Raw genomic sequence first — 25,015 nt, forward strand, 5'->3', positions numbered from 1 at the left:
TTTATCGCTAAAATCGGACAACATTATGCAGCACGGCCTTGGCCTGGATGGCTTTAATCCTGACAGTCAGCAAGAGGCGGCCCTGGCGTTTAGTATTACCGTCGAGGCCGATGAGCAGCGGATCCCGCGGCATCGTCACCGTAAGGGGCAGCTAATTCTGGCGCTGAGTGGGGCGATCACCAGTGAGGTGGAAAACGCTCGCTGGATGGTGCCGCCTCATCACGCTGTGTGGATACCGGGGCTTGTTGCTCACAGTAATCTCGCGACGCCGGGGGCGAAGCTGTGCTTTTTGTTTATTGAACCTGAGTGGGTCGATATGCCAGCGCAGTGCTGCACGCTGAAAATCTCCCCACTGGTGCGCGAACTGATCCTGACGCTTTCTGCGCGTAGCCATCGCGAACGCCAGCAACCGGCAACTCAGCGTCTGGTGCAGGTTTTGTTTGATGAACTGCCCCGTCAGCCGCAAATGCAACTGCAACTTCCCGTTTCCCCGCACAGTAAAATTCGCCAGATGGTTGAAACCATGGAGCAGGCACCGGCCCGCTGGCAGACGCTGGCGCAATGGGCGCAGGAGTTTGCCATGAGCGAGCGCAACCTGGCACGGCTGGTGGTGAAGGAGACGGGACTGAGTTTTCGCCGCTGGCGGCATCAGATGTTGTTGATTCTTTCCCTGCGCTTGTTGATAAGCGGCGAGTCGGTACAAAATGTCGCCCAGGCGCTGGGTTATGATTCCACCACCGCATTTATTACGATGTTTAAAAAAGGGTTAGGGCAAACTCCCGGACGTTATCTTGCATCGCTTGGCAGTACATAATTATTTTCTGCTGCCAATTCCCTTTATGCTGTGTGGTTTATGGCTGTTTTCACGGTTGGTTGGCTTAGGATAAGTGATTCATATGGCGCTGCTGTTTTTAATAACTTTTTTAGATAATAAATGCACTTTTTGATATTTGTCTGATGATTACGGTTATGTGACTTTAGCCCTGAAATTTTACTAATAACAGGGCGTAAGGATTAGCATGGCAACCACATCTTCTAAAAAAATCGGTGCGCTTACCGCACTGGCATTGCTTTCAACTTTCTCATTTGCCGCTCACGCAGACAAACTGGCCGATATTAAAGCCGCAGGTGTGGTCAAAGTGGCGACCTTTGACGCGAACCCGCCGTTTGGCGCCATCGACCCGCAGAGCCACGAAATTGTCGGCTACGATGTGGATTTCGCCAAAGCGCTGGCGAAAAGCCTCGGCGTGAAGCTGGAACTGGTAGCCACCAACCCGGCGAACCGTATTCCGCTGTTGCAGTCCGGTAAAGTGGATCTGATTGTTGCTGATATCACCATTACCCCGGAACGCGCACAGGTTATTGATTTCTCCACGCCATATTTCGTGACCGGCCAGCAGTTCCTGGTCCCTGCCAGCGCGTCCGACAAACTGGATAGTTACAGCAAAGCGCGTATCGGTGCGGTAAAAGGCACCACTGGCGAGCAGGCGCTGCATCAGCGTTTCCCTCAGTCCCGCGTGCTGGCGTATGACGATATTCCACTGGCGCTGACCGCGCTGCGTAACGGCAACGTGCAGGCGATCACGCAGGACAGCACCATCCTGGCGGGCCTGCTGGCGGAAGCGCCGGATAAAGCCAAATTCAAAATTCTGCCAGACTTGCTTTCTAAAGAGGAGATTGGCGTGGGTGTCACCAAAGGCGAAACCGCGCTGCTCAAAGCGGTGAATGATGAACTGGTGAAACTGGAGCAGAGCGGTGAAGCCGCAAAAATCTACGACGTCTGGTTTGGTCCGCAAACCAAAGCCCCGACTCCACGCAGTTTTAAAATAGAAGCGAAGTAATATGTTGGCAGGTCTCTTTTCTACCTCCGTGGCGCAAGCCCCGGAGGCTTTTCCCGTGCAAAAAGGAACGGTGGAGTTTCGCCAGGCCAGCAAAAGCTATGGCGACCACCGCGTGTTGAAGGCGATTGATTTGCAGGTTGCGGCAGGGGAAGTCATTGCCGTATGCGGGCCTTCCGGTTCTGGCAAATCGACGCTGATCCGTCTTATCAACCAACTGGAAACCCTGACCAGCGGCGAAATTCTGGTGGACGGCAAACCCACCAGCCAGCTTAAGGGGCGCGAATTGCGCAACCTGCGCCGTCAGGTCGGTTTCGTGTTCCAGCAATTTAACCTCTATGCGCATCTGAACGCGCTGGAAAATATCACCCTGGCGTTAACCCGCATTCATGGCAAGTCGGCAGCAGACGCGAAAAAAATCGCTCTGGACCTGCTGGAACGTGTTGGGTTGAGCGACAAAGCCAGCCACTACCCGGCGCAGCTTTCCGGCGGCCAGCAACAGCGGGTGGCCATCGCCCGCACCCTGGCGGCAGGGCCGCATATCATCCTGTTTGATGAACCGACATCGGCGCTCGACCCGGAGATGATTGGCGAAGTTTTGCAGGTGATGAAATCGCTGGCCCACAGCGGGATCACCTTGATCGTGGTGACCCACGAGATGCAATTTGCCCGCGAAATTGCTGACCGGGTGATATTTATCGACGGAGGGGAAATCCTCGAACAGGCCGCACCGGAGGCGTTTTTCACCGCGCCGCAGCATCCGCGCGCCCGACGCTTCCTGCAAAAAGTGCTCAATCCGCTCCATGCTGACGGCAAGGAGCTGTAATGGGGATTCATCTCGACTGGGCGGGCGTCTTTACCGGCCAACCCGCACAATGGCTCACGTCTGGCTTTCTGACCACCATCTGGGTCACGGTGGTGGGGATTATCCTTGCGACCGCCATGACGGTGTTTCTGCTGGCTCTGCGTCTGGCAGGCGGCAAGGTGGGGCGAGCGGTAGTGGCGGGATGGGTTTCGCTGTTTCGCAATACGCCGCTACTGGTGCAACTGCTGTTCTGGTATTTCGCTGCCTGGAACGTGTTGCCGCTGGCATTTCGTCAGTACGTCAACGATGACCACGCCTTTAGTATTTTACCGGGAGATGTCTGGTGGTTTACCCCGGAATTTCTCTCTTCGGCGTGGGCGCTTGGGTTATTTACGGCGGCATTTCTGGTTGAAGAGATTCAGGCCGGGCTGCATGCTGTTCCGCGTGGACAAATTGAAGCGGCAAAATCGCAGGGTTTTAGCGATCTGGCGCTGTTTCGTTGGATACTTCTGCCGCAGGGGCTGGAGAACGCCTGGCAGCCGGTGGTGGGACAGTATCTGAACCTGATGAAACTCTCATCGCTGGCGACCGGCATCGGTTTTGCGGAACTCACCTACCAGACCCGGCAAATTGAAAGCTTTAACGCCCACGCGTTGGAAGCCTTTACGGTGGGAAGTGTGCTGTATCTGGCGCTGGGGCTGCTAATGAGTCTGCTGTTTAACCTGCCGCGCGGATGGCGGGCAATGGTCCGCAAGGAGGCACACCGTGATCGATAATCTTACCGTGATTACCGATAACCTCGGTTATCTGCTGCTGGGACGCGCCGCACAGGGCGAACCGGGCGGCGTGCTGTTATCGGTACTGATGACTCTGGGGGCGGCGGTGCTGGCATTCCCCGGCGGCGTGTTGCTCGCCTGCTGCGCGTGGCGTTTTGCGGGCTGGCCGCGCAAGCTGCTCTTTCTGTGGGCCGAGTTGATTCGTGGGATCCCGCTGATTTTTGTCATCTTCTGGCTGTGGTTTTTGCTGCCGTGGCTCACTGGCGCTGACTTGCCGGGGGCGGTTACTGTCACCCTGGCGTTAGCGTGGTTTACCTCGGCATCGGTCATGTACTCGACGCTGGCGGCGCTTAACGCATTACCGAAGGGGCAATATGAGGCGGCGATAAGCGGTGGGTTTGGCAGCCTGGACATTCTGCGCCTGGTGCTGCTGCCACAGGCGTTACGTAATGCCATTCCGTCTTACATGGGGTTGCTTATTGCTCTGCTGAAAGACACCTCTCTGGCCTTTATCGTCAATGTGCCGGAGCTGACCACGGTGGCCGGGCAGGTTAATAACCGGGTACAGGTTTACCCGGCGGCCCTGTTTATCTTCACCGGTCTGGTCTATTACCTGCTGTGTACTTTACTGGAGCTTGGGGTTAAACGCTGGCAGAGGCGGCATTTACTGCCGACCAATTAACAGCGAAACCAGACCTGCCGCAATCAGTGGCCCTACCGGCACGCCCCGGAACAGGGCCACACCCAGTACGGTGCCCACCAGAAGCCCTGCGACCAGCGAGGGCTGCGCGCTCATCAGTGTCACCCCACGGCCCCCCAGCCAGGAGACAAAAACCCCCACAGCGATGGCTATCAGCGATTTCCAGTTCAGAAAAGAGCTAATCAGCGTTGATGGTGGCAATGATCCGCTGGCGATAGGCGCCATAACGCCAATGGTCAGAATGACAATACCGAGCGTTAAACCCTGCTTTTCGACCCACGGAAAGTAAGCATTGAGCGGCGTGATGCGAATTATGATCAACACCATAACGGCAACGGCGACGGTGGTGTTGTGGCTAAAGAAGCTCAGTGCCACAAGGCCAATAAGGATAAAGAGAGTGGTATCAAACATGGAGAGTGTTTCGTTCCTTGCCAATGAAAAAATAAGCCTGCTTACATTACCTTACGCGGATGCGCATTGTTAAGCAGGCTTTTTATAACGAAACACACGTTTTCAGGCGTTTGCCTTAAATACCGGACAAAAGAGCGGCAGCGTTGCTCCCTTCACGCATAAAGACCGGGATCGTCTCCAGCCCGGCATTGACGGTAATTCGCTGCTGGCCCTGATAGCGCTCGCCATTCAGATCCAGCCAGCCATGATGTCCTGGCAACCAGACTTCACGTTGGCGTTGCCCCGCGTGCAGAACAGGCGCCACCAGAATATCCTCGCCAAACAGATACTGGTCTTCCACCTGCCAGCTTTGTGGCTCATCCGGGTAGTGCCAGAACAGCGGGCGCATCAGCGGATCGCCATACTGGTGGGCATTAGCGAACAGCGCATCCACATAGGGGCGCAGTTTTTCACGCACGGACAGCCAGTGCTGCATGATGGCATAGTTCTCTTCGCCGTAGCTCCACAGCTCATTAGGCGAACCACTGTTGCATTGCGGGATGCCGTTGCGGTAGCTTTCCGGCGGCTGGATTTGCGGTTCACGGTAGCCGTGCATACGCAGTACCGGGCAAAAAACCGCCCACTGGAACCAGCGGATCAACAGTTCGTGGAAAGCCGGGTCGTTAACATTTCCGCCCTGGAAACCGCCAATATCGGTTGTCCACCAGGGGATGCCCGCCAGCCCCATATTTAACCCGGCGGCGAGCTGGTTACGAAATGCATGGAACGATGAATGCACATCGCCGGACCAGGCCAGCACACCAAAACGCTGGCTACCCGCCCAGGAGCAGCGTACAAGGTTAACGATATCGCGCTCACCGCAGGCTTGCAGACCCTCATAAAAACCCTGGGCGAAATCCCGCGGATATTGATTCCCCACCTCCAGTACAGGCCCGGCGTGGTAGCGGTAGTTGTCAAAATCGTAGGCGCGATACTCCGGTTCGGCTTCATCCAGCCAGAACAATTTAATGCCCAGATCGTAATAGTTTTTCCTCACCGTCTCCCAGACAAATTCACGCGCCTGTGGGTGGGTGGCGTCAAAGAAGGTAGTGTTGCCCATAAAATCGAGATTAACCTGCACGCCGCGATCGCTGGTGACCAGTAAACCTTTGGCTTTCATCACCGGAAAGAGTGGGCTGCGTGCTTCCACCGTTGGCCAGACGGAAACCATCAGCTCAATGCCCATCGATTTCAGCTCGTCGACCATCGCCTTCGGATCTGGCCAGTCGATGGGATCAAAACACCAGGTGCCCTGATTCGGCCAGTGGAAGAAATCGATGACCATCACCGAGAGCGGCAGATGACGACGGCGGTACTCACGGGCGACCTCCAGTACCTCCTGCTGGGTGCGATAGCGCAGTTTGCATTGCCATAGGCCGCTGGTGAATGCCGGGGCAGGCGGCGGCGTTCCGGTGGCTTTGGCGTACTGGCGGGTAAGCTGCTGGACACTGTCAGCGGCGGTGATCCAGTAATCCATCTCCTGAGTGACGCGAGCAAGCCAGGTGGTCTGGTTTTTGGCGAAGTTGGCTTCGCCAATCGCCGGGTTGTTCCATAACAGACCATAGCCGAGGCTCGACTGCATAAAAGGGACGCTGGCCTGTGAATTGCGCTGCGCCAGCTCCAGCGCACAGCCTTTCAGATCCAGCCATGGCTGCTGATATTGCCCCATGCCGTAAACACGTTCATCCGGGCGCGATTCAAAACGGACGGTCAACTGATACTTGCCGCCGGGCAGCGGTTTAAATTCACGACCATCGAGTTTCAGGGCGCTGATATATTTGTCCTGGCTTTTTTCACTGGCACCAATACCGACGGTTGAACGCTGCCGCCACATCTCCTCAAGCAACAATTCGCCATGCTGGTTGTAAAACGCCAGTTGGCCTTTCAGATTAAGCACCGCGGTGATGTTACCGTTGCGCAGCGTTAGCTGTTCCGCGCCCGCGGTTATCTGTGACTGACAGGTCTGCGGTGGCAACAGGGCGTGCAGATTGTCGCTAAAGGCCGGGGCGCAGGTGGCACGCACGCGCAGGCTGTGCTCTCCCCAGGCTTCAACGCGCAGGATCTGACGCTCAAAGCGCCATTCAATACTGTCCGGGTGTTGGATAAGTTCGCTCATGAATAACAGGTCCTTTTTACGAGAGACTATGACGGGCAAGATTGATAGATTTCATGGTGTTATCGTCGAGTTTGTACCAGCGCAGGGTGGCAAAAGCGGCCAGCGACAGCAGCCCCGGCACCACGGTGAAGAGGGCAACAATGCAGTACATTGCAACCGATGTCTGTTCTGGCGCATTGGCGACATAGCCGCTCAGCCCTAACGTCCAGCCGACAATAGCGCCGCTGATGGCCATGCCGAGTTTGAGCACGGCGAGAAAGGTCGAGAAAATCACGCCGTCCATGCGTTTACCCTGCAACCATTCCCCGTAGTCGGCGACATCCGCCATCATGACCCACATCAGCGTGGTGGTGGCCTGGTAGAGGGTAGATACCACGAAAGTCAGTGGCACCAGCACGTATATTGATTTCGGCGCGAAGAAGAGGGCGATGCTCAGTACACCGGCGAGGACAGCACAGTAACCGAACATTTGTACTTTGCTAAAGTTGCGGGTCAGGCGTTTTGCCAGCGCGCTGCCTGCTGCTTTACCCAGAATATGTGCCCCCAGCATCCACATAAAATAGCTGGCGCTGCCCAGATAATAAGTGACGAAATACATCATCGCGCCAAGGCGAATGACCCCAAAACCGATATTGGTAATCACCAGCACAGAGACCACGCGCCACTGGTCGTTTCGTAATAAATCGCGTAATTCGCCGAGATAATTGTTGTGGGTTGCAGGCGCTTTAATGCGTTCGCGGGTATTAGCAAAGCAGATCCAGAACATGACGACGGCGGCACTGGCCATTATCGCCATTGCCCAGCGATAGCCGGATAATTTATCGTCACCACCGAGATATTGCGCCAGCGGCATCATAAAGAATGTCGACATTGCACCGCCAAGGGTGGCTAAAAAGAAGCGATACGATTGCAGTGAAATACGATCTTCGTTATTGGGAGTAATGACCGCACCCATTGAACAGTAAGGGATATTGATCGCCGTATACATCAACATCATAAAGGTGTAGGTAATTGTCGCGAACACCATTTTCCCGGTCAGGGTTAAAGATTCAGGCACGGCGTAGGTTAGCAGGCAACTGATGCCAAAAGGCAAGGCCAGCCACAGCATCCACGGGCGGAATTTACCCCAGCGTGAATTTGTCCGGTCGGCAAGATAACCCATTGCCGGGTCAATAATGGCATCGGCGGTACGGGCCAGCAAAAACATGGTGCCAACAAACGCGGCGGGTAATCCAACAACGTCGGTGTAATAAAACGTCAGAAATATAATGACATTATCCAGCCCGACATGGCTGGCCATATCACCGAGTCCATAACTGATTTTCTCTTTACGGGTGATCGTTAAATTCATTGTATTCACCTGGGTTTGTAAGGTTATTTCAGAAGTGCGCTACAGAATAAGGGTGTTGCAAGAATGTATTTATAACAATTGCGAGATTTGTCATCGGAATTATGGAAACTGCTTTTCGTGATACCGGTAACAATTTATTGAGCAGGCAATGCAAACCGTTATTTGGCGCTACGTTTTTAACGTGTTGGCAAGCTGGCGGCAGGAATCGTTTCAGCGCCAGGATATTCATTTGAATAACCCGAAACTGTCATCGAATTGTCACCCAGTAACATTATGAATAAGAAAACCGGGCTAAAAAGAGGCAGGTTGAAAATGAATGATTTTATGCTGACAGATGGCGTTATCATCGCGTCGTCATTTATCGCCATCATGGTGGTGCTGGTAGTTTCTGTTCTTGCGCTGGAAAAAGCGGGCTGGCCGTAGAGAGCGCTTTAATTGTTAGCCATTACAGCCATTTGCTCTCCGGCGGCCTTGTCACGGATACATGCTTTATTGATAGGTCACCGTATATTCCACGCGTCCATTCGCCGTACCGGCATTTACGCTGCTTTCTGTCTGCACATAGCGTGCATAGAGCGGTAGGGTAAGTGTCGTTGATGCGCTATTTGGAATGCTGGTGGTCAATTGTTCGTTGAGATTGATAATCCCTGTCGTGCTTTCAGTGGTAGAAAGCTGAATGCCCACGCCTGTCGCTTTTCCTGTTTCCTCATCAATTTTCATGATCCCTTTTGTCGCATCGACCATACCATTGCGCGGCGTTAATGTCAGCGACACGGAATTAAGGGTGAGCGGGTTGGTTGTGGTAACGCCATTAATGCTGGTGCTTGAATCACCCGTGGGCATATTGCCATAGAAGCGTTGGCAACTAATTAACTGAATGCTGGCGTTTTTCCATGGGCTACCGGTACCCACGCCTTTAAAAACTTTTTTGTTATGTTCGCCCATTTGCACCGACATATTGGTGCTGAGCGGCGCGATATTGCAGGTAGGAGTGTTGACTTCAAAATTTCCGCTGACGCTGAGTTTGGCAATATAAACAAGTTGACCTGATTGCCCGGCAGCAATACGGATACTGGGTAGTTTCGTGGCGGTTATGATGCCCGCCTGTGTCACATTGGCGGTTTTGATAAACTGGAGCCCCATTTTGAATTGCATCGAGGCGGGGATGTATTGTTCCATGCCCACGCCCTCTATATGCCAAAACGGGAAAGAGGGCTCGCTGGCATAGTTGGTTAAATAACGAACACCAATGCCATCCAGATCCGTCTTATAAACATCGCTAAATCCCGGAACCAACGTACCTGGCAAAGTATCGTATAGGTACATGAGATAGAGAGAGTTGCCGGAAGTGCACTTAATATGCCAGCCAGTAGGATTGTTTGACATGTTAATATACATTTTTGAGATTTGCGCGCCGACAGGGAGATCGGGCGGGACCGAGAAAATACGTGAATCAAGTGGCGCGACAACAGAGACCGGCCCGGTCGCCATATAGTCGGGTACTGGCTCAAGCGCACATGTTGCAACAGCCTTGCCCGTAACGCTCAGCAGTAGCAGACCCACTGCGTTTAAAACTATCCTTATCCTGTACATGATGCGGTTTCCTGAAAAGAGGGGATCATGTGGGATGATGGAGCATAGGGGTCGCTAAGAATTGAAATTTTCGCCGCCGGTTGGCCGGACCTACGGTGATACAGGATAACGATAAAAATTAAAAATAAAAATTGTAATAAATCACGCCCAAAGTAATAAATCACAACGTCTCTGCATGCGCTTTGGTACGCAGCAGAGAAACGTTCTTAACCTTCGCGGTGAAAACTCACCAGTTCAGGACGAGCAATGCGCAAATAATCTTTCGTATTGAGAATTATCGACTTTTCCAGTAGTCCGGCGTTGAAGGCAATATCTTCATAACGCGTAAAAAGTAGCGGGTCGGCAACCAGCTTGAGGTCGGGATGGAAACTGAACGGCGGGATCGCACCAAATACGCAAGCCGTTAATGTTTCGACTTCGGCAGGGCTTGCCAGCGAGGCTTTACTGCCGCCAAAAAAAGAGGCCAGCCGTGCTAAATCGGCCTGCAGGTCAGCGGCAAGGATCGCCAGCACATGCATTTTCACGCCATTGCCTTTGATTTTACACACCAGCGCTTTCGCTCCCTGGCCCAGCGCTGTACCTCGAATTTCACTCACGGCTTCACATTTACCGGATGCTTCATGCTCGACGATGCGGTAGCGTGCCTGAGCATTATCAAGGGTTTCAATAAGATGTTGATGGATATTCTGACTGGCAATCTCTGACATCATCACTCCTGGAGAAACGTAATAAAAACCAAGAGTAATTCAGTTACCCGAAGATGAAAATAAAAAAGCCGCCTCAAAAACTGGCGGCTTAAAAGTACTAGCACTTTACAAACGCTTTTATGTGTACTGTTAAAAAAACGACGTTCGCAAGGAACGAAGTAAGAATCGAGTTTGTCTGGGAAGTAATATGCCATATTTGCCACGATGCAAGGGGGCAAATAGCTGCATTTTTGTACCGTAATTTGCGCGTTTGCGGCGAGGAGAAAAAAGCCAGCGCGCAGAGCACTGGCTTTTTTCTATGTTTAGTTGGAGCTGGCGTTCTGTTTGTGGAAAAGCTCGCGGAACACCGGGTAGATATCTTCCTGATCGCGGATATGCTGGATTGCGAAATTATCAAACATCGTCTGCAGATGTTCATATTCGCGCCACAGCGTCTGGTGCGCGCGGCGTGTTATCTCGATATAGCTGTAATAACGCACCACGGGCAGGATTTTCTTCGCCAGAATTTCATGACATAGTGGTGAGTCATCGGCCCAGTTATCGCCATCCGATGCCTGTGCCGCATAGATGTTCCACTGCGCCGGGTCATAACGTTCTTTGACCACTTCATCCATCAGTTTCAGCGCGCTCGAGACAATGGTACCGCCGGTCTCCTGCGAGTAGAAAAACTCATGCTCATCAACCTCTTTCGCCTGGGTGTGGTGACGGATATAGACCACTTCTACGTTTTTATAGGTTCTGCTCAGGAACAGATAGAGCAGGATATAAAAGCGCTTCGCCATGTCTTTTGTCGACTGATCCATTGAACCAGATACGTCCATCAGACAGAACATTACCGCCTGGCTTGAAGGCTCCGGGCGTTTTTCATAATTTTTGTAGCGTAAATCGAAGGTGTCGATAAAGGGGACACGTTCGATTTTCGCGCGCAGTTCGGCAATTTCCTTACGCAGACGCTCTTCTTCCAGCAACTGGGCCGGTTCGCTTTTGGCGACAATGTCCAGGTCACTTTCGAGTTCACGTAGCTGACGACGCTTGCCTGCTGTCATCGCGGTACGGCGCGCCAGCGAGTTTTGTAGTGAACGCACTACGCTAATATTGGCGGGAACACCGTTTGCCGTGTAGCCGGCTCGGTGAGTCTTAAATTCATTGAGCTGACGCTGCTGGTTCTTTTTCAGGTTTGGCAGCGCCAAATCCTCGAACAGCAGATCGAGATATTCATCTTTTGAAATCTGGAAAACGAATTCATCCTGGCCTTCGCCGTCAGCGCTGGCTTCGCCCTGACCGCTGCCACCACCGCCACCGCCCCCCTGAGGACGCTCGATGCGGTCGTTTTGCACAAAATGGTCGTTACCCGGATGGACGCGATGGCGCAGACCGCCGCGTCCCTGATGAAACATCGGTTCGCTGATGTCCTCGTTCGGGATGGAGACGGACTCACCATTCTCCACGTCGGTGACCGAGCGTTTATTGATGGCCTCGGAGATCGACTGTTTTATTTGCGCTTTATAACGGCGTAAAAATCGCTGGCGGTTAACCGTGCTCTTGTTTTTACCGTTAAGACGCCGGTCTATGAACCAGGTCATAAGTCCCTCCCGTACTGCATTTGCCAACTCTATCCATTGTACTTCGTGCCGCCGGTATTGGCTGCTTTCGCTCCACAACGTAGTGACCCTGCCAGTATGTCATGAGCCGCCCGCTTGCCATCTGCCTGCGCCGCGAAAAACGAGGATACGCACAGATTGTTCAGGCCCGGTCAGCGCTGCGCTGCCGGGCCATTTTGGCATTATGATGATTTACGTACACGCAGATACCATTCACACAGCAGGCGAACCTGTTTGCGGGTGTATCCTTTCTCCATCATACGATCGACAAAGTCATCGTGTTTTTTCTGTTCGTCGGTTGAGGTTTTGGCGTTAAACGAAATAACAGGCAGCAACTCTTCGGTATTCGAGAACATTTTTTTCTCGATAACCGTGCGCAGTTTTTCGTAGCTGGTCCAGTTCGGGTTACGGCCGCTATTGTTAGCACGGGCACGCAGCACGAAGTTGACAATCTCGTTACGAAAATCTTTCGGGTTACTGATCCCGGCCGGTTTTTCAATTTTTTCCAGTTCAGCATTCAGCGATTCACGGTCAAACAACTGACCGGTATCCGGATCGCGGTATTCCTGATCCTGAATCCAGAAATCTGCATACGTGACATAACGGTCGAAAATATTCTGTCCGTATTCAGAGTAGGATTCCAGGTAGGCCGTCTGGATCTCTTTGCCAATAAATTCAGCATATTTCGGGATCAGGTAGCCTTTGAGGAATTCCAGATAACGCTCTGCCAGCTCTTGCGGGAACTGCTCACGTTCAATCTGCTGTTCCAGTACATAAAAGAGATGTACCGGGTTAGCGGCGACTTCGGCATGATCGAAGTTAAACACACGTGAGAGGATCTTAAAGGCAAAACGCGTCGACAGACCGTTCATCCCTTCATCCACCCCCGCGTAATCGCGATACTCCTGATAGGACTTCGCTTTCGGGTCCGTATCTTTCAGGCTTTCACCGTCGTAGACACGCATTTTCGAGTAGATGCTGGAGTTTTCCGGCTCTTTCAGGCGCGACAAAATCGAGAAGCGGGCCAGTGTTTCCAGCGTACCCGGAGCGCATGGCGCATGGGTCAACTCACTGTGGTTAAGCAGTTTTTCGTAAATTTTGATCTCTTCGGAGATCCGCAAGCAATAAGGCACTTTGACGATATAGACACGGTCAAGGAACGCCTCATTGTTTTTGTTATTACGGAAAGTGACCCACTCTGATTCGTTTGAGTGCGCAAGAATGATGCCGTTAAAGGGCAGGGCGGAAATACCTTCGGTCCCGTTGTAGTTGCCTTCCTGGGTCGCGGTCAGCAATGGGTGCAACACTTTAATAGGCGCTTTGAACATCTCAACGAATTCCATGATGCCCTGGTTCGCGCGGCACAGTGCGCCGGAGTAGCCATAGGCATCGGGATCGTTTTGTGCGTGGTTTTCCAGTTTACGGATGTCCACTTTACCCACCAGAGCAGAGATGTCCTGGTTGTTCTCATCGCCTGGTTCTGTTTTCGCGATGGCGATTTGTTCAAGTACGGATGGCCAGACTTTGACCACGCGGAATTTGCTGATGTCACCGCCAAAATCATGCAGACGTTTAGCCGCCCACGGCGACATGATGGTACCGAGATAACGACGCGGAACATTATATTCCTTTTCCAGAATCTGCGCGTCTTCCTGCGGATTGAACAGACACAGCGGATGGTCGTTTACCGGGCTGCGTTCGCCATTGGCGCTCAGCACGTAAATCGGTACCCGCTGCATTAAGGATTTCAGGCGTTCGGCAAGCGAGGATTTACCACCACCGACCGGACCGAGCAGATAAAGGATCTGTTTCTTCTCTTCCAGCCCCTGGGCGGCATGTTTGAGATAAGACACAATTTGCTCGATTGCTTCTTCCATGCCATAGAACTCTTCAAACGCCGGGTAGCGTCCGATAACCCGGTTCGAAAAGAGACGGGAAAGCCGTGGCTCCTGGGCAGTATCCACCATCACTGGCTCACCAATGGCCATCAGTAGCCTTTCTGCCGCGTTAGCGTAGGCACTGCGGTCTTGCCGACAGATGGTAAGAAATTCCTGCAGTGTGAACTCTTCGTCCTTGGCAGCTTCATAGCGCTGGCGGTAGTGATCGAATATATTCATGGCATGCCGTCCTTTCGTTTTTTAGCACAGGTAAAGAGCCGTTCATATGAATAGTAGAGGCTCCCGGAAGCGTTAACTGAACGACGCTAAGAGTCATACAGCAACCCTCATGCCAGGTTGCATGTTATTAACAATATGCGGGTTCGTTAAATCATCTTCTTAATTTAAGCGTAGATGGCATTTGCAAAACTTGCATGCCGCCTAAAACTAATTTCAATGACATATCAATAACTCATCCATAAATGCTTTCTTTTGTGATAAGCCTTCCACTCTCAAATCACAGCGGCTTCATAAAACAGTAAGCCCCCTGTCATATACAGACCACAGGCTATAGGGTTTAGTTTTGTAATGGTTAAGTAAAAAAATTTGGGTAGACTGTTCTGGACGGTTAAACTTCACTCCGCCGATTATTGACTACAGGAATTAATGGACTGTGATGAAACTCAAACTCCTGGCACTGGGCGTGCTGATCGCTTCTTCTACTTTTACTGCCAATGCCGAAAGCAACTTCTCCCTGGGCGCGGGCGTGGGCGTTGTAGAAACTCCGTATAAACAGTACGACAATAAAACCTATCCGATCCCGGTTATCACCTATGAAAGTGATGACTTCTGGTTCCGTGGTTTAGGCGGCGGCTACTACCTGTGGAATGATCCGGCCGACCAACTCTCCATCTTTGCCGCATATTCGCCCTGGAGCTTTAAGCCGGGTGACAGTGACAATAATCAACTGCGTCAGTTGAATAAACGTAAGTCAACCGCAGTGGCGGGGCTTTCGTATATTCATAACACCGAATACGGTTTCCTGCGTACGTCTCTGGCTGGTGATGTGCTGGACAACAGTAATGGTGTGACATGGGATCTGGCCTGGCTGTATCGCTATACCAATGGTGGCCTGACGCTGACGCCGGGTATCGGGGTTGAATGGAGCAGCGACAATCAAAACGAATACTATTATGGCGTCTCGCGCGAAGAGTCACGTCGCAGCGGCCTTAATAGCTATGATCCGGACAATAGCTGGAGCCCTTATCTGGAACTTACCGCCAGCTATCGTCTGAACGACAACTGGAGCGTTTACGGCACGGGCCGTTACACTCACCTGTCTGATGAAATTAAAGACAGTCCGATGGTGGATAAATCCTGGGCCGGATTGTTATCGGCAGGGGTAACGTATCGTTTCTGATTGTGCTTTTTTATAGTGCAATCTGTGCATTAAAACAGGGCCATTGGCCCTGTTTTGCTTTACGGTGGTGCATTTAGCGCAGGAGGATGATATGGCAGAGAGAAATGTGGTCTTCGCGGGCGAGGTGACACTGCCTGCTATTGGGCAGGGTACCTGGTATATGGGGGAGAATGACCGCCAGCGCAGTAAAGAGGTGGATGCACTACGGGCGGGCATTGATGCCGGGCTTACGCTTATCGATACGGCGGAAATGTATGCAGATGGCGGTGCAGAAGAGGTGGTCGGTGATGCACTGCGGGGGGGATTACGCGATAAAGTCTACCTGGTGTCGAAAGTGTATCCGTGGAATGCCGGCGGTAAAAAAGCAATTGCGGCTTGTGAGGCGAGTCTGCGCCGTCTGAAAACCGATTATCTCGATCTCTATCTGCTGCACTGGCGGGGAAATTTTTCGCTGACTGAAACGGTGGAGGTGATGGAGAGCCTGATTGCGCAGGGCAAAATTCGCCGCTGGGGTGTGTCGAACCTCGATTATGCCGATATGCAGGAACTCTGGCGGGTGCAGGGTGGCAAAGCCTGCGTGACCGATCAGGTGCTCTATCATTTGGGTTCGCGCGGTATCGAATATGACCTGCTGCCCTGGTGCCAACAACAACAGATGCCGGTGATGGCTTACTGCCCACTGGCGCAGGCCGGGCGTCTGCGTGATGGATTGCTGAATAACAGCGTAGTGACGGATATTGCTCGAGCCCATAACGCGACGGCGGCACAAATTCTGCTGGCCTGGGTTATTAGTCACGAGGGGGTGATGGCTATTCCAAAAGCGGCCACTGTGGCGCATGCCCAGGAAAATGCCGCTGCGTTGAACATTACGCTGAGCGCAGAGGATCTGGCGCGGCTGGATAACGCGTTTCCGGCACCGGGGCGTAAAACACCCCTGGATGTGGTGTAGCGCGTCGCGCATAAGATGCGGATGCTGTTACCCGGATAAGTCGGGGATAGCCCGGGAACACGGCTTACCCGGGCTATCACAATCAGCGTTTAACCACGCGGATCGTCTGCGCCAGGCGAGACGGTTTTTCTTCGGTAGTTTTTTGCGGCGCGGTCGCGCAGGCTGATTCAACACAAACAAATGTTTTATAACCATCATCCGGCATGTCGGTCATGCTGGCGGAGAGCGCCGGACCCGGGTTCCATGCGACAACGTTAGTATGATGGTGATGGATCACTTCAATGGTGCGGTTCAGCGCACTGTCATGGATTACACTGCAGGCTTCCGGATTCAGATAGACGCGATCGGTACGATCCGGGAATGTCTGTACGCCATCGGTCAGTGCATCTTCTTGCGCGTTGTTCACTTTATCAATGAAACGATCGCCCAGACCGCTGACTTTCACCGCATGGATATCGCCGACGTTGAAATAGGTATGCAGAGCTGAGGTGGTTTCGAAATCGCCGTGCGCTTCCAGTTCGATTTCGCAGGTTTTACCCAATTTATAGCGGGCAAACAGCGTGAAATCATGCGGCCAGTATTGGCGGGACGCTTCGCTGCTGTGCAGCTCAAATGTCAGCACAACACCTTTATCATCTTCATTATGCGCTTTCAGTGTCCATGCCAGGTTACGGGCGAAACCGTGAGCAGGCAGACCCTGCTGTGCAGCCGGGCCAAACCATGGCCAGCAGATCGGTACGCCGCCGCGCAACGCCACGCCGTTTTTAAACGGCGTGTTGCCGCTCAACCACAGCGCTTCGTCTTCACCCTGCGGTTTCCAGGAGAGCAGATGTGCGCCCTGCAGAGCAAAAGAAGCTTTAACTTGTGGGTGATCGATAACGATAACGTCCAGTTCGTCCATCAGACGGCGAGAGAGGGCGGAGGAAATTTGTTCAACAACCGGGAGAGCAAAAATTTTGTTTATCATGGTGCAATCCTTCGTTTAGCGAGACACAAAATCATGAAAGCTGCATCGGGACGGCAAGTCTGAGGAGTGCCGGGAGCACAGAGAATTCTGTGGACAGCACCCGCGAGCAGCGCCAGTAAGGAAGCAGCTTTCAGGATGACGCGAAACATAAAAAAAGGCGACCGAAGTCGCCTTTATAGATCAATGTCTCATCTCAACTTATTTGGAGATGTGAGCGATCAGGTCCAGAACTTTGTTAGAGTAACCGGTTTCGTTGTCGTACCAGGATACCAGTTTCACGAAGTTGTCGTTCAGTGCGATACCTGCTTTAGCATCGAACACAGAAGTGCAAACTTCACCGTTGAAATCGGTAGATACAACGTCGTCTTCGGTGTAACCCAGAACGCCTTTCATTGCGCCTTCAGAAGCCGCTTTGATTGCTTTCTTGATTTCTTCGTAAGACGCTGCTTTTTCCAGACGAACGGTCAGGTCAACAACAGATACGTTCGGAGTCGGAACGCGGAACGCCATACCAGTCAGTTTGCCATTCAGTTCTGGCAGTACTTTACCTACAGCTTTAGCTGCACCGGTAGAGGACGGGATGATGTTCTGGGATGCGCCACGACCGCCGCGCCAGTCTTTATGAGACGGGCCATCAACGGTTTTCTGAGTTGCAGTGGTCGCGTGAACAGTGGTCATCAGACCTTCGATGATGCCGAAGTTGTCGTTGATAACTTTTGCCAGCGGTGCCAGGCAGTTGGTGGTGCAGGATGCGTTAGAAACGATGTCCTGGCCTTCGTATTTGTCAAAGTTAGCGCCTTTAACAAACATCGGGGTGTTGTCTTTGGAAGGACCAGTCAGAACAACTTTTTTCGCGCCAGCAGTGATGTGTTTACGCGCGGTTTCGTCGGTCAGGAAGATACCGGTAGCTTCTGCTACAACGTCAACACCGATTTCGTTCCATTTCAGGTTAGCCGGATCTTTTTCAGCAGTAACACGGATGGTTTTGCCGTTAACAACCAGATGGCCGTCTTTGACTTCTACGGTACCGTTGAAACGGCCGTGAGTAGAGTCATATTTCAGCATGTAAGCCATGTATTCTGCGTCTAACAGATCGTTGATACCAACGATTTCGATGTCAGAACGTTCCTGAGCAGCACGGAAAACAATGCGACCGATACGGCCAAAACCGTTGATACCTACTTTGATAGTCATATATTCCACCAGCTATTTGTTAGTGAATAAAAGGTTGGCTGTAAAATTACAAAAACCTTACGCAGCGTCAAGCGGAATCGTGTCAATCATTGCGACAAATCAATCCTCCGCATAACCTTTGTTCGACTGACTCGTCTCACTCTTCCTATGAGCATGCTCCCCATATGGGGACGCCGCCCCGAATTTTAAAGGTCATGCAGGATAAAAATGTGAGAGTGATCACAATTACCCGCCCGGGGATTCGCAGCAAGTAAGTTTAGATCAAAAGTTATCACTTCATTGTTAATGTTTTGTTAGAATCGAAGTGAAGTTGTACGAATTCTTACCGCGAGATGTGAGCTTATGACGACGAAATCCTCTCAGGATGACCTGAAAAAAAATCTGACGGAGATGCAGTTCTACGTGACACAGGATCACGGTACCGAGCCGCCTTTCACAGGCCGTCTTTTACACAACAAACGTGAAGGCGTGTATCACTGTCTGGTTTGCGACGCTCCCCTGTTTCATTCGCAGACCAAGTATGATTCAGGCTGCGGCTGGCCGAGCTTTTTTGAGCCAGTAAGTGAAGAGTCCATTCGCTATATAAACGATTACTCGCACGGTATGCAGCGCGTTGAAATTCGTTGCGGTAATTGTGACGCGCATCTGGGACATGTTTTCCCGGATGGTCCACAACCGACCGGTGAACGTTATTGCGTGAATTCTGCCTCGTTGAGTTTTACCGACGATGAAAACGGCGATCGGACTCTGGGGTGAGGAATCGATTCAGCTATTATTCCAGTGGGGTTAATTTAGCATGGATTTCGAACAAGTCATTAACAGCATGACGCCGGACATCTATCAGCGTCTGGTTACCGCTGTTGAGTTGGGTAAGTGGCCGGATGGCGTTGCACTGACACCGGAACAAAAAGAGAACAGCCTGCAACTGGTCATGTTATGGCAGGCCCGCCATAACACCGACGCGCAGCACATGACCATCGACACGCAAGGACAGATGGTGATGAAAAGCAAGCAGCAATTGAAAGAAGACTTTGGCATTACGCCTAAGCCAATTGCGACGCTGAAAATGCAATGATTCGCAAGATCCCGGCTACGTTTTCCTGCCAGTAGCCGGGTTGAAGTCGGCGGCCCGCAAAAGCCTTATTACCTATGGGTTTCCTGCCAGTCGGCCAGCGTATAGAGCGTTGCCCCTTCGGCGGCCATCTCCATAAAGGCGTGGGCGCTGTCTTGCGCACTGATGTTCACCCCACGACAGCCGTCGGTAATGACGTTGACGCGATAGCCCAGTTTCAGCGCATCCAGGACAGTGAATTTCACGCAATAGTCGGTGGCAAGCCCCATGATGGTTAACTCAGCAATGTCGTGCTGACGCAACCAGTCATCGAGTTCGGTTTTCTGCCGATGCCCGTTATCAAAAAAAGCGCTGTAGCTGTCGATAGCCGGGTTTTGTCCCTTGTGGAACACGGCGTCGATGGCTGAGGCTTTCAACAGGGGATGCAACGCCGCGCCTTCACTGTGCTGTACGCAATGGTCCGGCCAGAAGGTTTGCGCCAGGCCATCAAGCACACCTTGTGAAAAGGGCGCAACCTGGTGCTGACTGGCGAAACTGCCATGGTTAGCCGGATGCCAGTCCTGGGTCGCCAGTACAGGTTCGCCGCGTGCCTGGCACCAGTCGATCAGCGTGTTCGCCACATCGACAGTGCTGTCGCCTTCCGCCGCAGCCAGCGCGCCGCCTGCACAGAAATCATTTTGCAGGTCGACCAGAAGCAAAGCGCGTTGTTTCATCGGCTTTTCCTTATTCGTCTGCGGTGAGCTCACCGCGCAGGTTTTGCGTCATGGCGCTGCGAATCGCCGCGGCGTCCAAATCCTGACTCAACAGATAATGCAGTTTAGTCAGCGTGGCTTCTACTGTCATATCCGCCCCGCCAATCACGCCCGCATGCGCCAGTGCGTTACCGGTGGCGTAGCCGCCCATATTGACCTTACCCGACATACACTGTGTCAGGTTGACCACCACAATGCCGCGAGCGCTGGCTTCCTGTAACTCTTTGAGAAACTCCCCGTTTTGTGGCGCATTGCCTACGCCATAAGAGCGCAAAATCAGCGCTTTCACGGGCTGGCGCAGAAAGTTTCTTACCACGTCTGCCGAGATACCCGGATAGATCGTCACCACGCCAATCGGTTGTGGGGTGATCGGATGAACAACCAGCTCGCCGTTACCGTGCGGCGCAGGCGGGGTATTAAGGCGGCGAATATGTATTCCCGCTTCCAGCAGCGGCGACAGGTTCGGTGAGGCAAAGGCGTCAAAGCCGTCCGCATGTGCTTTAGTGGTGCGATTACCGCGATAGAGGCGGTTGTTAAAGAACAGCGTCACTTCGTTAATCGGGAAGTTGGCCGCCACGTACAGCGAATTGAGCAAATTGATCTGTCCGTCGGAACGCAGCTCTGCCAGCGGGATTTGCGAGCCTGTGACGATAACCGGCTTACTCAAATTTTCCAGCATAAACGACAACGCCGAGGCGGTATATGCCATGGTGTCGGTGCCGTGCAGGATCACAAAGCCATCATAATCCTCGTAGTGGGCTTTGATATCGTCAGCAATATGCTGCCAGTCTTCCGGCGTCATATCGGAGGAGTCCATCAACGGATCATATTCGTGGATGGTGAAATCAGGCATTTCAGGGCGATGGAATTCAGGCATCAACGCCAGTTGACGCTGCAGGTGACCGGAGACGGGAACGTAGCCGTGTTCGGAACGTTGCATACCGATGGTACCGCCAGTGTAGGCAACATAAATCGATTTTTTTTGCATGATTGAAAATGTGTTGTTACAGAGTGGGGGGGATTATATACGCAGTGAATGAATGATACAGCGAAAGCGCAAAGAAAAGGCGGAGCCAGCGTGATGCCGATCTCCGCCTGAATACAAAACGTGCAGTTCGTTAGCGAATGTTGGCGCAGGTCAGGCAAAACGCGTAACGGTTTTGCGGATCGTTAAACGCCGCCAGTTTGTCTGTTTCAGCTTTGACCTGAACTGCCGCATTGGCCAGCGGCGCGGGCAGATATGCCTGCAATGCCTGTGGCAACATGGCGCGTACGGAACCTGACATGCTATCCATCACGCGATCAAAGAATGACGGTTCATCCTGATACCAATCCACATGCCACTGTTTGAGTTTCGCCAGCTCAGCCGCTTTGTTTAGCGCATCGTCGAAATCACCCAGCCCGTCGACCAGCCCGTTGGCTTTCGCATCCTGACCAGTCCAGACATGGCCCTGTGCGATTTTATCAATCTGCTCCGGCGTGCTGTTACGCGACTGAGCGACCAGCGTGATAAAGCGTTTATAGCCGTTCTCAATGCTGATCTGCATCATCTGCTGAACTTCCGGCGGCAGCGCTTTGGTCACGCTGACATCCGCCAGCGGAGACGTTGCCACGCCGTCGGTATGCACGCCAATGCTGTCGAGGCTGTTTTCCAGCGTATTGATGACGCCGAAAATACCAATCGATCCGGTCAGGGTGCTGGCATTCGCCACGATGTAATTCGCAGGCGTTGAGATCCAGTAACCACCGGATGCCGCCATACCGCCCATCGAGACCACGACCGGCTTGCCTGCCGCACGGGCCGCGGCCAGTTCAGAACGGATCACTTCCGAGGCGCTGACGCTGCCGCCAGGGCTGTTAACACGCAGCACAATGGCTTTCACTTTCGGATCCAGACGCGCGTCGCGGATCTGCGACGCAGTGGTATCGCCACCCACGTTCCCCGGGGTTTCGTTACCGTCCATGATCGCGCCGTTCGCAAAGACCACGGCTACGGCGTCGCCCATATCGCTCGGTTTTTTCAGCTGATAATCGTAATAGCTGATGGCGCGGAAATTCTTGTCTTTGTCATCCCAGCCAAACTGTTTGGTCAGCGCTTTTTCCGCATCGGCGCTGGAGCCCAGCTCGTCCACCAGTTTGTTATCCAGCGCGTACTTCGCCGTATCGCCATCTACTTTACGCAGACCGTCCAGCACGCCTTGTGCGCCAGGGAAAATCTGTTGCGCGGTAACCTGACGGTTTGCGGCAATGGTGTTGAGATAATTTTGCCAAAGTTCGCCCACCCAGCGGCTATCGGCATCGCGCGCAGCCGGAGACATGTCGTCGCGGATAAACGGTTCAACGGCGGATTTATAGGTGCCGACGCGGAACACATGGGTGCTGACTTTCAGCTTGTCGAGCAGGGATTTGTAATACAGGCCGTTGGTGGCGAAGCCATGCAGATCAACCACCCCTTGCGGAGAGAGCCAAATTTTATTGGCGAAGCTCGCGAGATAATACTGCCCCTGGCTGTAGTTATCGCCTACCGCATAAACCGGCTTACCGCTATCGCGGAACTCGCGCAGTGCCTTACCGATATACTGCATTGACGGTTGATCCGCCCCGGCAAAGTTTTTCAGATCGAGCACAATCCCGGTGATATTCCGGTCTGATTGCGCCTGACGAATGGTGTCGACGATGTCGAACAGCGAGTTTTCCTGCAGGCGGTCAGAGCTTGCGCCAAAGAACTGACGACCCAGCGCGCCGAGTCGGTTACTGGCGGAGGGTTTATCCACGACCACGCCGGTAATATCCATCAACAACGCACCCCGGCTGGCATGTTCTGCTTTGCTGTCGCTAAACTGCATCCACAGGCCCACGCCGACCAGTACCAATAAAATAAAGAACAAATTGAGCACCAGATTGCGGATAAAGTTCAGCAATCGCCATGTCCACTTAAAAAAAACGGCAATAAAGCGCCAAAGGGTTCGCATGTATTCTCCCTGGTTAGTAACGTTTGCCGCTGCCCTGAGCAGCAAGTGTGGTTATCCTAATTAGCCGGGCTCCTGTTGTCAGCAGGAATCGCTGCCGGTGCTGTAACAAAATCTACGCACGTGTTAATTTTAGGAACAAATTTCAATACAGGAGTTTAACTAATGGATGCACTTGAACTGCTCGTCAACCGCCGTAGTGCTTCCCGGTTGGCTGAACCGGCACCGACAGGCGAACAACTGGACAATATTATCCGTGCGGGGATGCGCGCGCCGGACCATGGTACGCTACAGCCGTGGCAATTTTTCATTATTGAAGGCGAAGGTCTGGCCCGCTTTGGCAAGACGCTGGAGCAGGGTGCTGTCAGCGTCGGGCTGGACGAAAAAGCGGTAGAAAAAGCCCGGACTTCACCGTCGCGCGCGCCGATGATTATCGCCGTGGTGGCGAAGTGTGAAGAGAATCCGAAAGTGCCGCAGTGGGAGCAACTGCTCTCGGCAGGCTGCGCCGTGATGGCGATGCAGATGGCGGCGCTGGCACAGGGTTTCAACGGGATCTGGCGTACCGGTCCATTGACCGATAGTCCGGTTGTCCGCGACGCGCTGAACTGCCGCGCGCAGGATAAAGTCGTTGGTTTCTTATACCTTGGCACCCCGCAACTCAAAGCCTCTACGACCATTAGCACACCGGATACCACGCCTTTCGTCCGTTATTTCTGATACTTGCCGGTAAAACTGTCTGGATTGTGAGCGAACCGCCGCAATTCGGACAGTCACGCTTATCATGCAACGTTTTGGGCGTTACCATAGCCGGATTGTCCTGACAGGAGTTGTCCATGAACGAACAAGGTATTCGTCTGACGCAATACAGCCACGGAGCGGGTTGTGGTTGTAAAATTTCCCCTAAAGTGCTCGATACTATCCTGCATAGCGAGCAAGCGAAGTTTATCGACCCGAACCTGCTTGTGGGGAACGAAACCCGTGATGACGCGGCGGTCTACGATCTCGGCAACGGCACCAGCGTTATCAGCACAACCGACTTTTTTATGCCCATTGTCGACAATCCTTTCGACTTTGGTCGTATCGCTGCCACTAACGCGATTAGCGATATTTTCGCCATGGGCGGCAAACCGATCATGGCGATTGCAATTTTAGGCTGGCCTGTCAACAAACTGGCGCCGGAGATTGCCCGTGAAGTGGTTGAGGGGGGGCGCCATGCCTGCCGCCTGGCGGGTATTGCTCTGGCGGGCGGGCACTCTATTGATGCACCGGAACCCATTTTCGGGCTGGCGGTGACGGGCGTTGTGCCAACCGATCGCATCAAGAAAAACAGTACCGCGCAGGCGGGCTGCCGTCTCTTCCTGACCAAACCGCTGGGCATTGGTGTGCTGACGACCGCCGAGAAAAAATCGCTGTTAAAACCCGAACACATTGGGCTGGCAACGGACGTGATGTGCCAGATGAACCTGGCCGGAGCCGCGTTTGCGGGCATCAGTGGCGTGAAGGCGATGACCGATGTCACCGGTTTTGGTCTGCTGGGGCACCTGAGTGAAATGTGCCAGGGTGCCGGCGTGCAGGCGCAAATCTGGTATCAGGATGTGCCGAAATTACCCGGTGTTGAAGAGTATATTGCGCTTGGCGCAGTACCGGGCGGCACCCAGCGTAATTTCGCCAGCTACGGTCATTTGATGGGCGAGATGCCGGATGCGGAGCGCGATTTGCTCTGCGACCCGCAAACTTCTGGTGGCCTGTTACTGGCAGTGAGCCCCGAAGCCGAAGGCGACGTTTACGCCACGGCGGCAGAATATGGTATTACCCTTGCGGCGGTGGGTGAGCTGGTTAGCGCACGCGCAGGGCGTCCGATGATTGAGATCCGTTAAG

At 53.0% G+C, this 25,015-nt stretch carries 24 protein-coding genes; 12 read left to right on the forward strand and 12 right to left on the reverse strand.

Going from position 1 to position 25,015, the window contains the following annotated elements:
- Positions 1-25 precede the first annotated feature (25 nt).
- The 5 genes from ABU190_RS10690 to ABU190_RS10710 all read left to right on the forward strand — a co-directional run bounded on the left by ABU190_RS10690 (position 26) and on the right by ABU190_RS10710 (position 4,101).
- Entirely contained in the window at positions 26-814 is a 789-nt protein-coding gene (locus tag ABU190_RS10690) for a helix-turn-helix transcriptional regulator (RefSeq protein WP_354691274.1), read from the forward strand.
- A gap of 205 nt (positions 815-1,019) precedes the next feature.
- Positions 1,020-1,841 carry an ABC transporter substrate-binding protein gene (locus ABU190_RS10695; RefSeq protein ID WP_354691275.1) on the forward strand — a complete coding sequence of 274 codons (822 nt, stop codon included), beginning with the start codon at positions 1,020-1,022 and terminating at the stop codon, positions 1,839-1,841.
- Position 1,842: 1 nt separating this feature from the next.
- Positions 1,843-2,664 carry an amino acid ABC transporter ATP-binding protein gene (locus tag ABU190_RS10700; protein ID WP_354691276.1) on the forward strand — a complete coding sequence of 274 codons (822 nt, stop codon included), beginning with the start codon at positions 1,843-1,845 and terminating at the stop codon, positions 2,662-2,664.
- A complete protein-coding gene (locus ABU190_RS10705; protein ID WP_222556760.1) occupies positions 2,664-3,419 on the forward strand; it encodes an amino acid ABC transporter permease in 756 nt (251 codons plus the stop codon). Before ABU190_RS10700 ends, ABU190_RS10705 begins: the two co-directional genes overlap by 1 nt.
- Positions 3,409-4,101 carry an ABC transporter permease subunit gene (locus ABU190_RS10710; protein ID WP_271849025.1) on the forward strand — a complete coding sequence of 231 codons (693 nt, stop codon included), beginning with the start codon at positions 3,409-3,411 and terminating at the stop codon, positions 4,099-4,101. The genes ABU190_RS10705 and ABU190_RS10710 overlap by 11 nt, the downstream gene beginning before the upstream one ends.
- Here ABU190_RS10710 and ABU190_RS10715 read toward each other — a convergent pair.
- The 3 genes from ABU190_RS10715 to ABU190_RS10725 all read right to left on the reverse strand — a co-directional run bounded on the left by ABU190_RS10715 (position 4,084) and on the right by ABU190_RS10725 (position 8,036).
- A complete protein-coding gene (locus ABU190_RS10715) occupies positions 4,084-4,530 on the reverse strand; it encodes a DUF441 domain-containing protein (protein WP_041851670.1) in 447 nt (148 codons plus the stop codon). The two genes, ABU190_RS10710 and ABU190_RS10715, sit on opposite strands and share 18 nt — an antisense overlap.
- Positions 4,531-4,645: 115 nt before the next feature.
- Positions 4,646-6,685 carry a TIM-barrel domain-containing protein gene (locus ABU190_RS10720; protein WP_354691277.1) on the reverse strand — a complete coding sequence of 680 codons (2,040 nt, stop codon included), beginning with the start codon at positions 6,683-6,685 and terminating at the stop codon, positions 4,646-4,648.
- A 16-nt stretch (positions 6,686-6,701) separates the two neighbouring features.
- A complete protein-coding gene (locus tag ABU190_RS10725; protein ID WP_071195411.1) occupies positions 6,702-8,036 on the reverse strand; it encodes a glycoside-pentoside-hexuronide (GPH):cation symporter in 1,335 nt (444 codons plus the stop codon).
- Positions 8,037-8,348: 312 nt separating this feature from the next.
- Between ABU190_RS10725 and yoaI the strand changes: the two genes are divergently transcribed.
- Positions 8,349-8,459, forward strand: a complete 111-nt coding sequence (gene yoaI, locus ABU190_RS10730) for a small membrane protein YoaI (protein ID WP_272879239.1) — start codon at positions 8,349-8,351, stop codon at positions 8,457-8,459.
- Positions 8,460-8,525: 66 nt separating this feature from the next.
- Here the strand turns inward: yoaI and ABU190_RS10735 are convergent, their stop codons facing one another.
- The 4 genes from ABU190_RS10735 to yeaG all read right to left on the reverse strand — a co-directional run bounded on the left by ABU190_RS10735 (position 8,526) and on the right by yeaG (position 14,054).
- Positions 8,526-9,629 (reverse strand): fimbrial protein, encoded by a 1,104-nt coding sequence (locus tag ABU190_RS10735; protein ID WP_354691278.1) that lies wholly within the window; start codon positions 9,627-9,629, stop codon positions 8,526-8,528.
- Between the two features lie 206 nt (positions 9,630-9,835).
- Complete coding sequence (locus ABU190_RS10740; RefSeq protein WP_354691479.1) at positions 9,836-10,336, reverse strand: YbaK/prolyl-tRNA synthetase associated domain-containing protein; 501 nt, start codon at positions 10,334-10,336, stop codon at positions 9,836-9,838.
- A 302-nt stretch (positions 10,337-10,638) separates the two neighbouring features.
- Entirely contained in the window at positions 10,639-11,919 is a 1,281-nt protein-coding gene (locus ABU190_RS10745; protein ID WP_041851666.1) for a YeaH/YhbH family protein, read from the reverse strand.
- Positions 11,920-12,119: 200 nt separating this feature from the next.
- Positions 12,120-14,054 (reverse strand): protein kinase YeaG, encoded by a 1,935-nt coding sequence (gene yeaG, locus ABU190_RS10750; protein ID WP_041851665.1) that lies wholly within the window; start codon positions 14,052-14,054, stop codon positions 12,120-12,122.
- A gap of 433 nt (positions 14,055-14,487) precedes the next feature.
- On the opposite strand from yeaG, the gene ABU190_RS10755 reads away from it, so the two are divergent.
- Both ABU190_RS10755 and ABU190_RS10760 read left to right on the forward strand, forming a co-directional pair.
- Positions 14,488-15,234, forward strand: coding sequence for a MipA/OmpV family protein (locus tag ABU190_RS10755; RefSeq protein WP_354691279.1), 747 nt, complete (start codon positions 14,488-14,490; stop codon positions 15,232-15,234).
- 91 nt (positions 15,235-15,325) lie between these two features.
- Positions 15,326-16,183: an aldo/keto reductase gene (locus ABU190_RS10760; RefSeq protein WP_354691280.1), complete on the forward strand. Its 858-nt coding sequence runs from the start codon at positions 15,326-15,328 to the stop codon at positions 16,181-16,183.
- 82 nt (positions 16,184-16,265) lie between these two features.
- Here ABU190_RS10760 and ABU190_RS10765 read toward each other — a convergent pair whose 3' ends face one another.
- Both ABU190_RS10765 and gapA read right to left on the reverse strand, forming a co-directional pair.
- Positions 16,266-17,150, reverse strand: coding sequence for a D-hexose-6-phosphate mutarotase (locus tag ABU190_RS10765; RefSeq protein ID WP_041851662.1), 885 nt, complete (start codon positions 17,148-17,150; stop codon positions 16,266-16,268).
- 198 nt (positions 17,151-17,348) lie between these two features.
- Positions 17,349-18,344, reverse strand: coding sequence for a glyceraldehyde-3-phosphate dehydrogenase (gene gapA / locus ABU190_RS10770; protein WP_041851661.1), 996 nt, complete (start codon positions 18,342-18,344; stop codon positions 17,349-17,351).
- Positions 18,345-18,686: 342 nt separating this feature from the next.
- Here gapA and msrB point away from each other — a divergent pair, with 342 nt between their 5' ends.
- Positions 18,687-19,100: a peptide-methionine (R)-S-oxide reductase MsrB gene (gene msrB / locus ABU190_RS10775; protein ID WP_041851660.1), complete on the forward strand. Its 414-nt coding sequence runs from the start codon at positions 18,687-18,689 to the stop codon at positions 19,098-19,100.
- A 40-nt stretch (positions 19,101-19,140) separates the two neighbouring features.
- Positions 19,141-19,419 (forward strand): YeaC family protein, encoded by a 279-nt coding sequence (locus ABU190_RS10780; RefSeq protein WP_041851659.1) that lies wholly within the window; start codon positions 19,141-19,143, stop codon positions 19,417-19,419.
- A 68-nt stretch (positions 19,420-19,487) separates the two neighbouring features.
- On the opposite strand, the gene pncA is transcribed toward ABU190_RS10780, so the two are convergent.
- The 3 genes from pncA to sppA all read right to left on the reverse strand — a co-directional run bounded on the left by pncA (position 19,488) and on the right by sppA (position 23,140).
- Entirely contained in the window at positions 19,488-20,129 is a 642-nt protein-coding gene (pncA, locus tag ABU190_RS10785; RefSeq protein WP_354691281.1) for a bifunctional nicotinamidase/pyrazinamidase, read from the reverse strand.
- Positions 20,130-20,139: 10 nt separating this feature from the next.
- Positions 20,140-21,156, reverse strand: coding sequence for an asparaginase (ansA, locus tag ABU190_RS10790; protein WP_041851657.1), 1,017 nt, complete (start codon positions 21,154-21,156; stop codon positions 20,140-20,142).
- A gap of 130 nt (positions 21,157-21,286) precedes the next feature.
- Entirely contained in the window at positions 21,287-23,140 is a 1,854-nt protein-coding gene (sppA, locus tag ABU190_RS10795; RefSeq protein ID WP_071195397.1) for a signal peptide peptidase SppA, read from the reverse strand.
- 162 nt (positions 23,141-23,302) lie between these two features.
- Between sppA and ABU190_RS10800 the strand changes: the two genes are divergently transcribed.
- Positions 23,303-23,854, forward strand: coding sequence for an NAD(P)H nitroreductase (locus ABU190_RS10800; protein ID WP_354691282.1), 552 nt, complete (start codon positions 23,303-23,305; stop codon positions 23,852-23,854).
- Between the two features lie 116 nt (positions 23,855-23,970).
- A complete protein-coding gene (selD, locus tag ABU190_RS10805; protein WP_354691283.1) occupies positions 23,971-25,014 on the forward strand; it encodes a selenide, water dikinase SelD in 1,044 nt (347 codons plus the stop codon).
- Position 25,015 lies beyond the last annotated feature (1 nt).

Origin of the sequence: Phytobacter sp. RSE-02 (assembly GCF_040578655.1) — a bacterium.
Lineage (GTDB): Bacteria > Pseudomonadota > Gammaproteobacteria > Enterobacterales > Enterobacteriaceae > Phytobacter > Phytobacter diazotrophicus.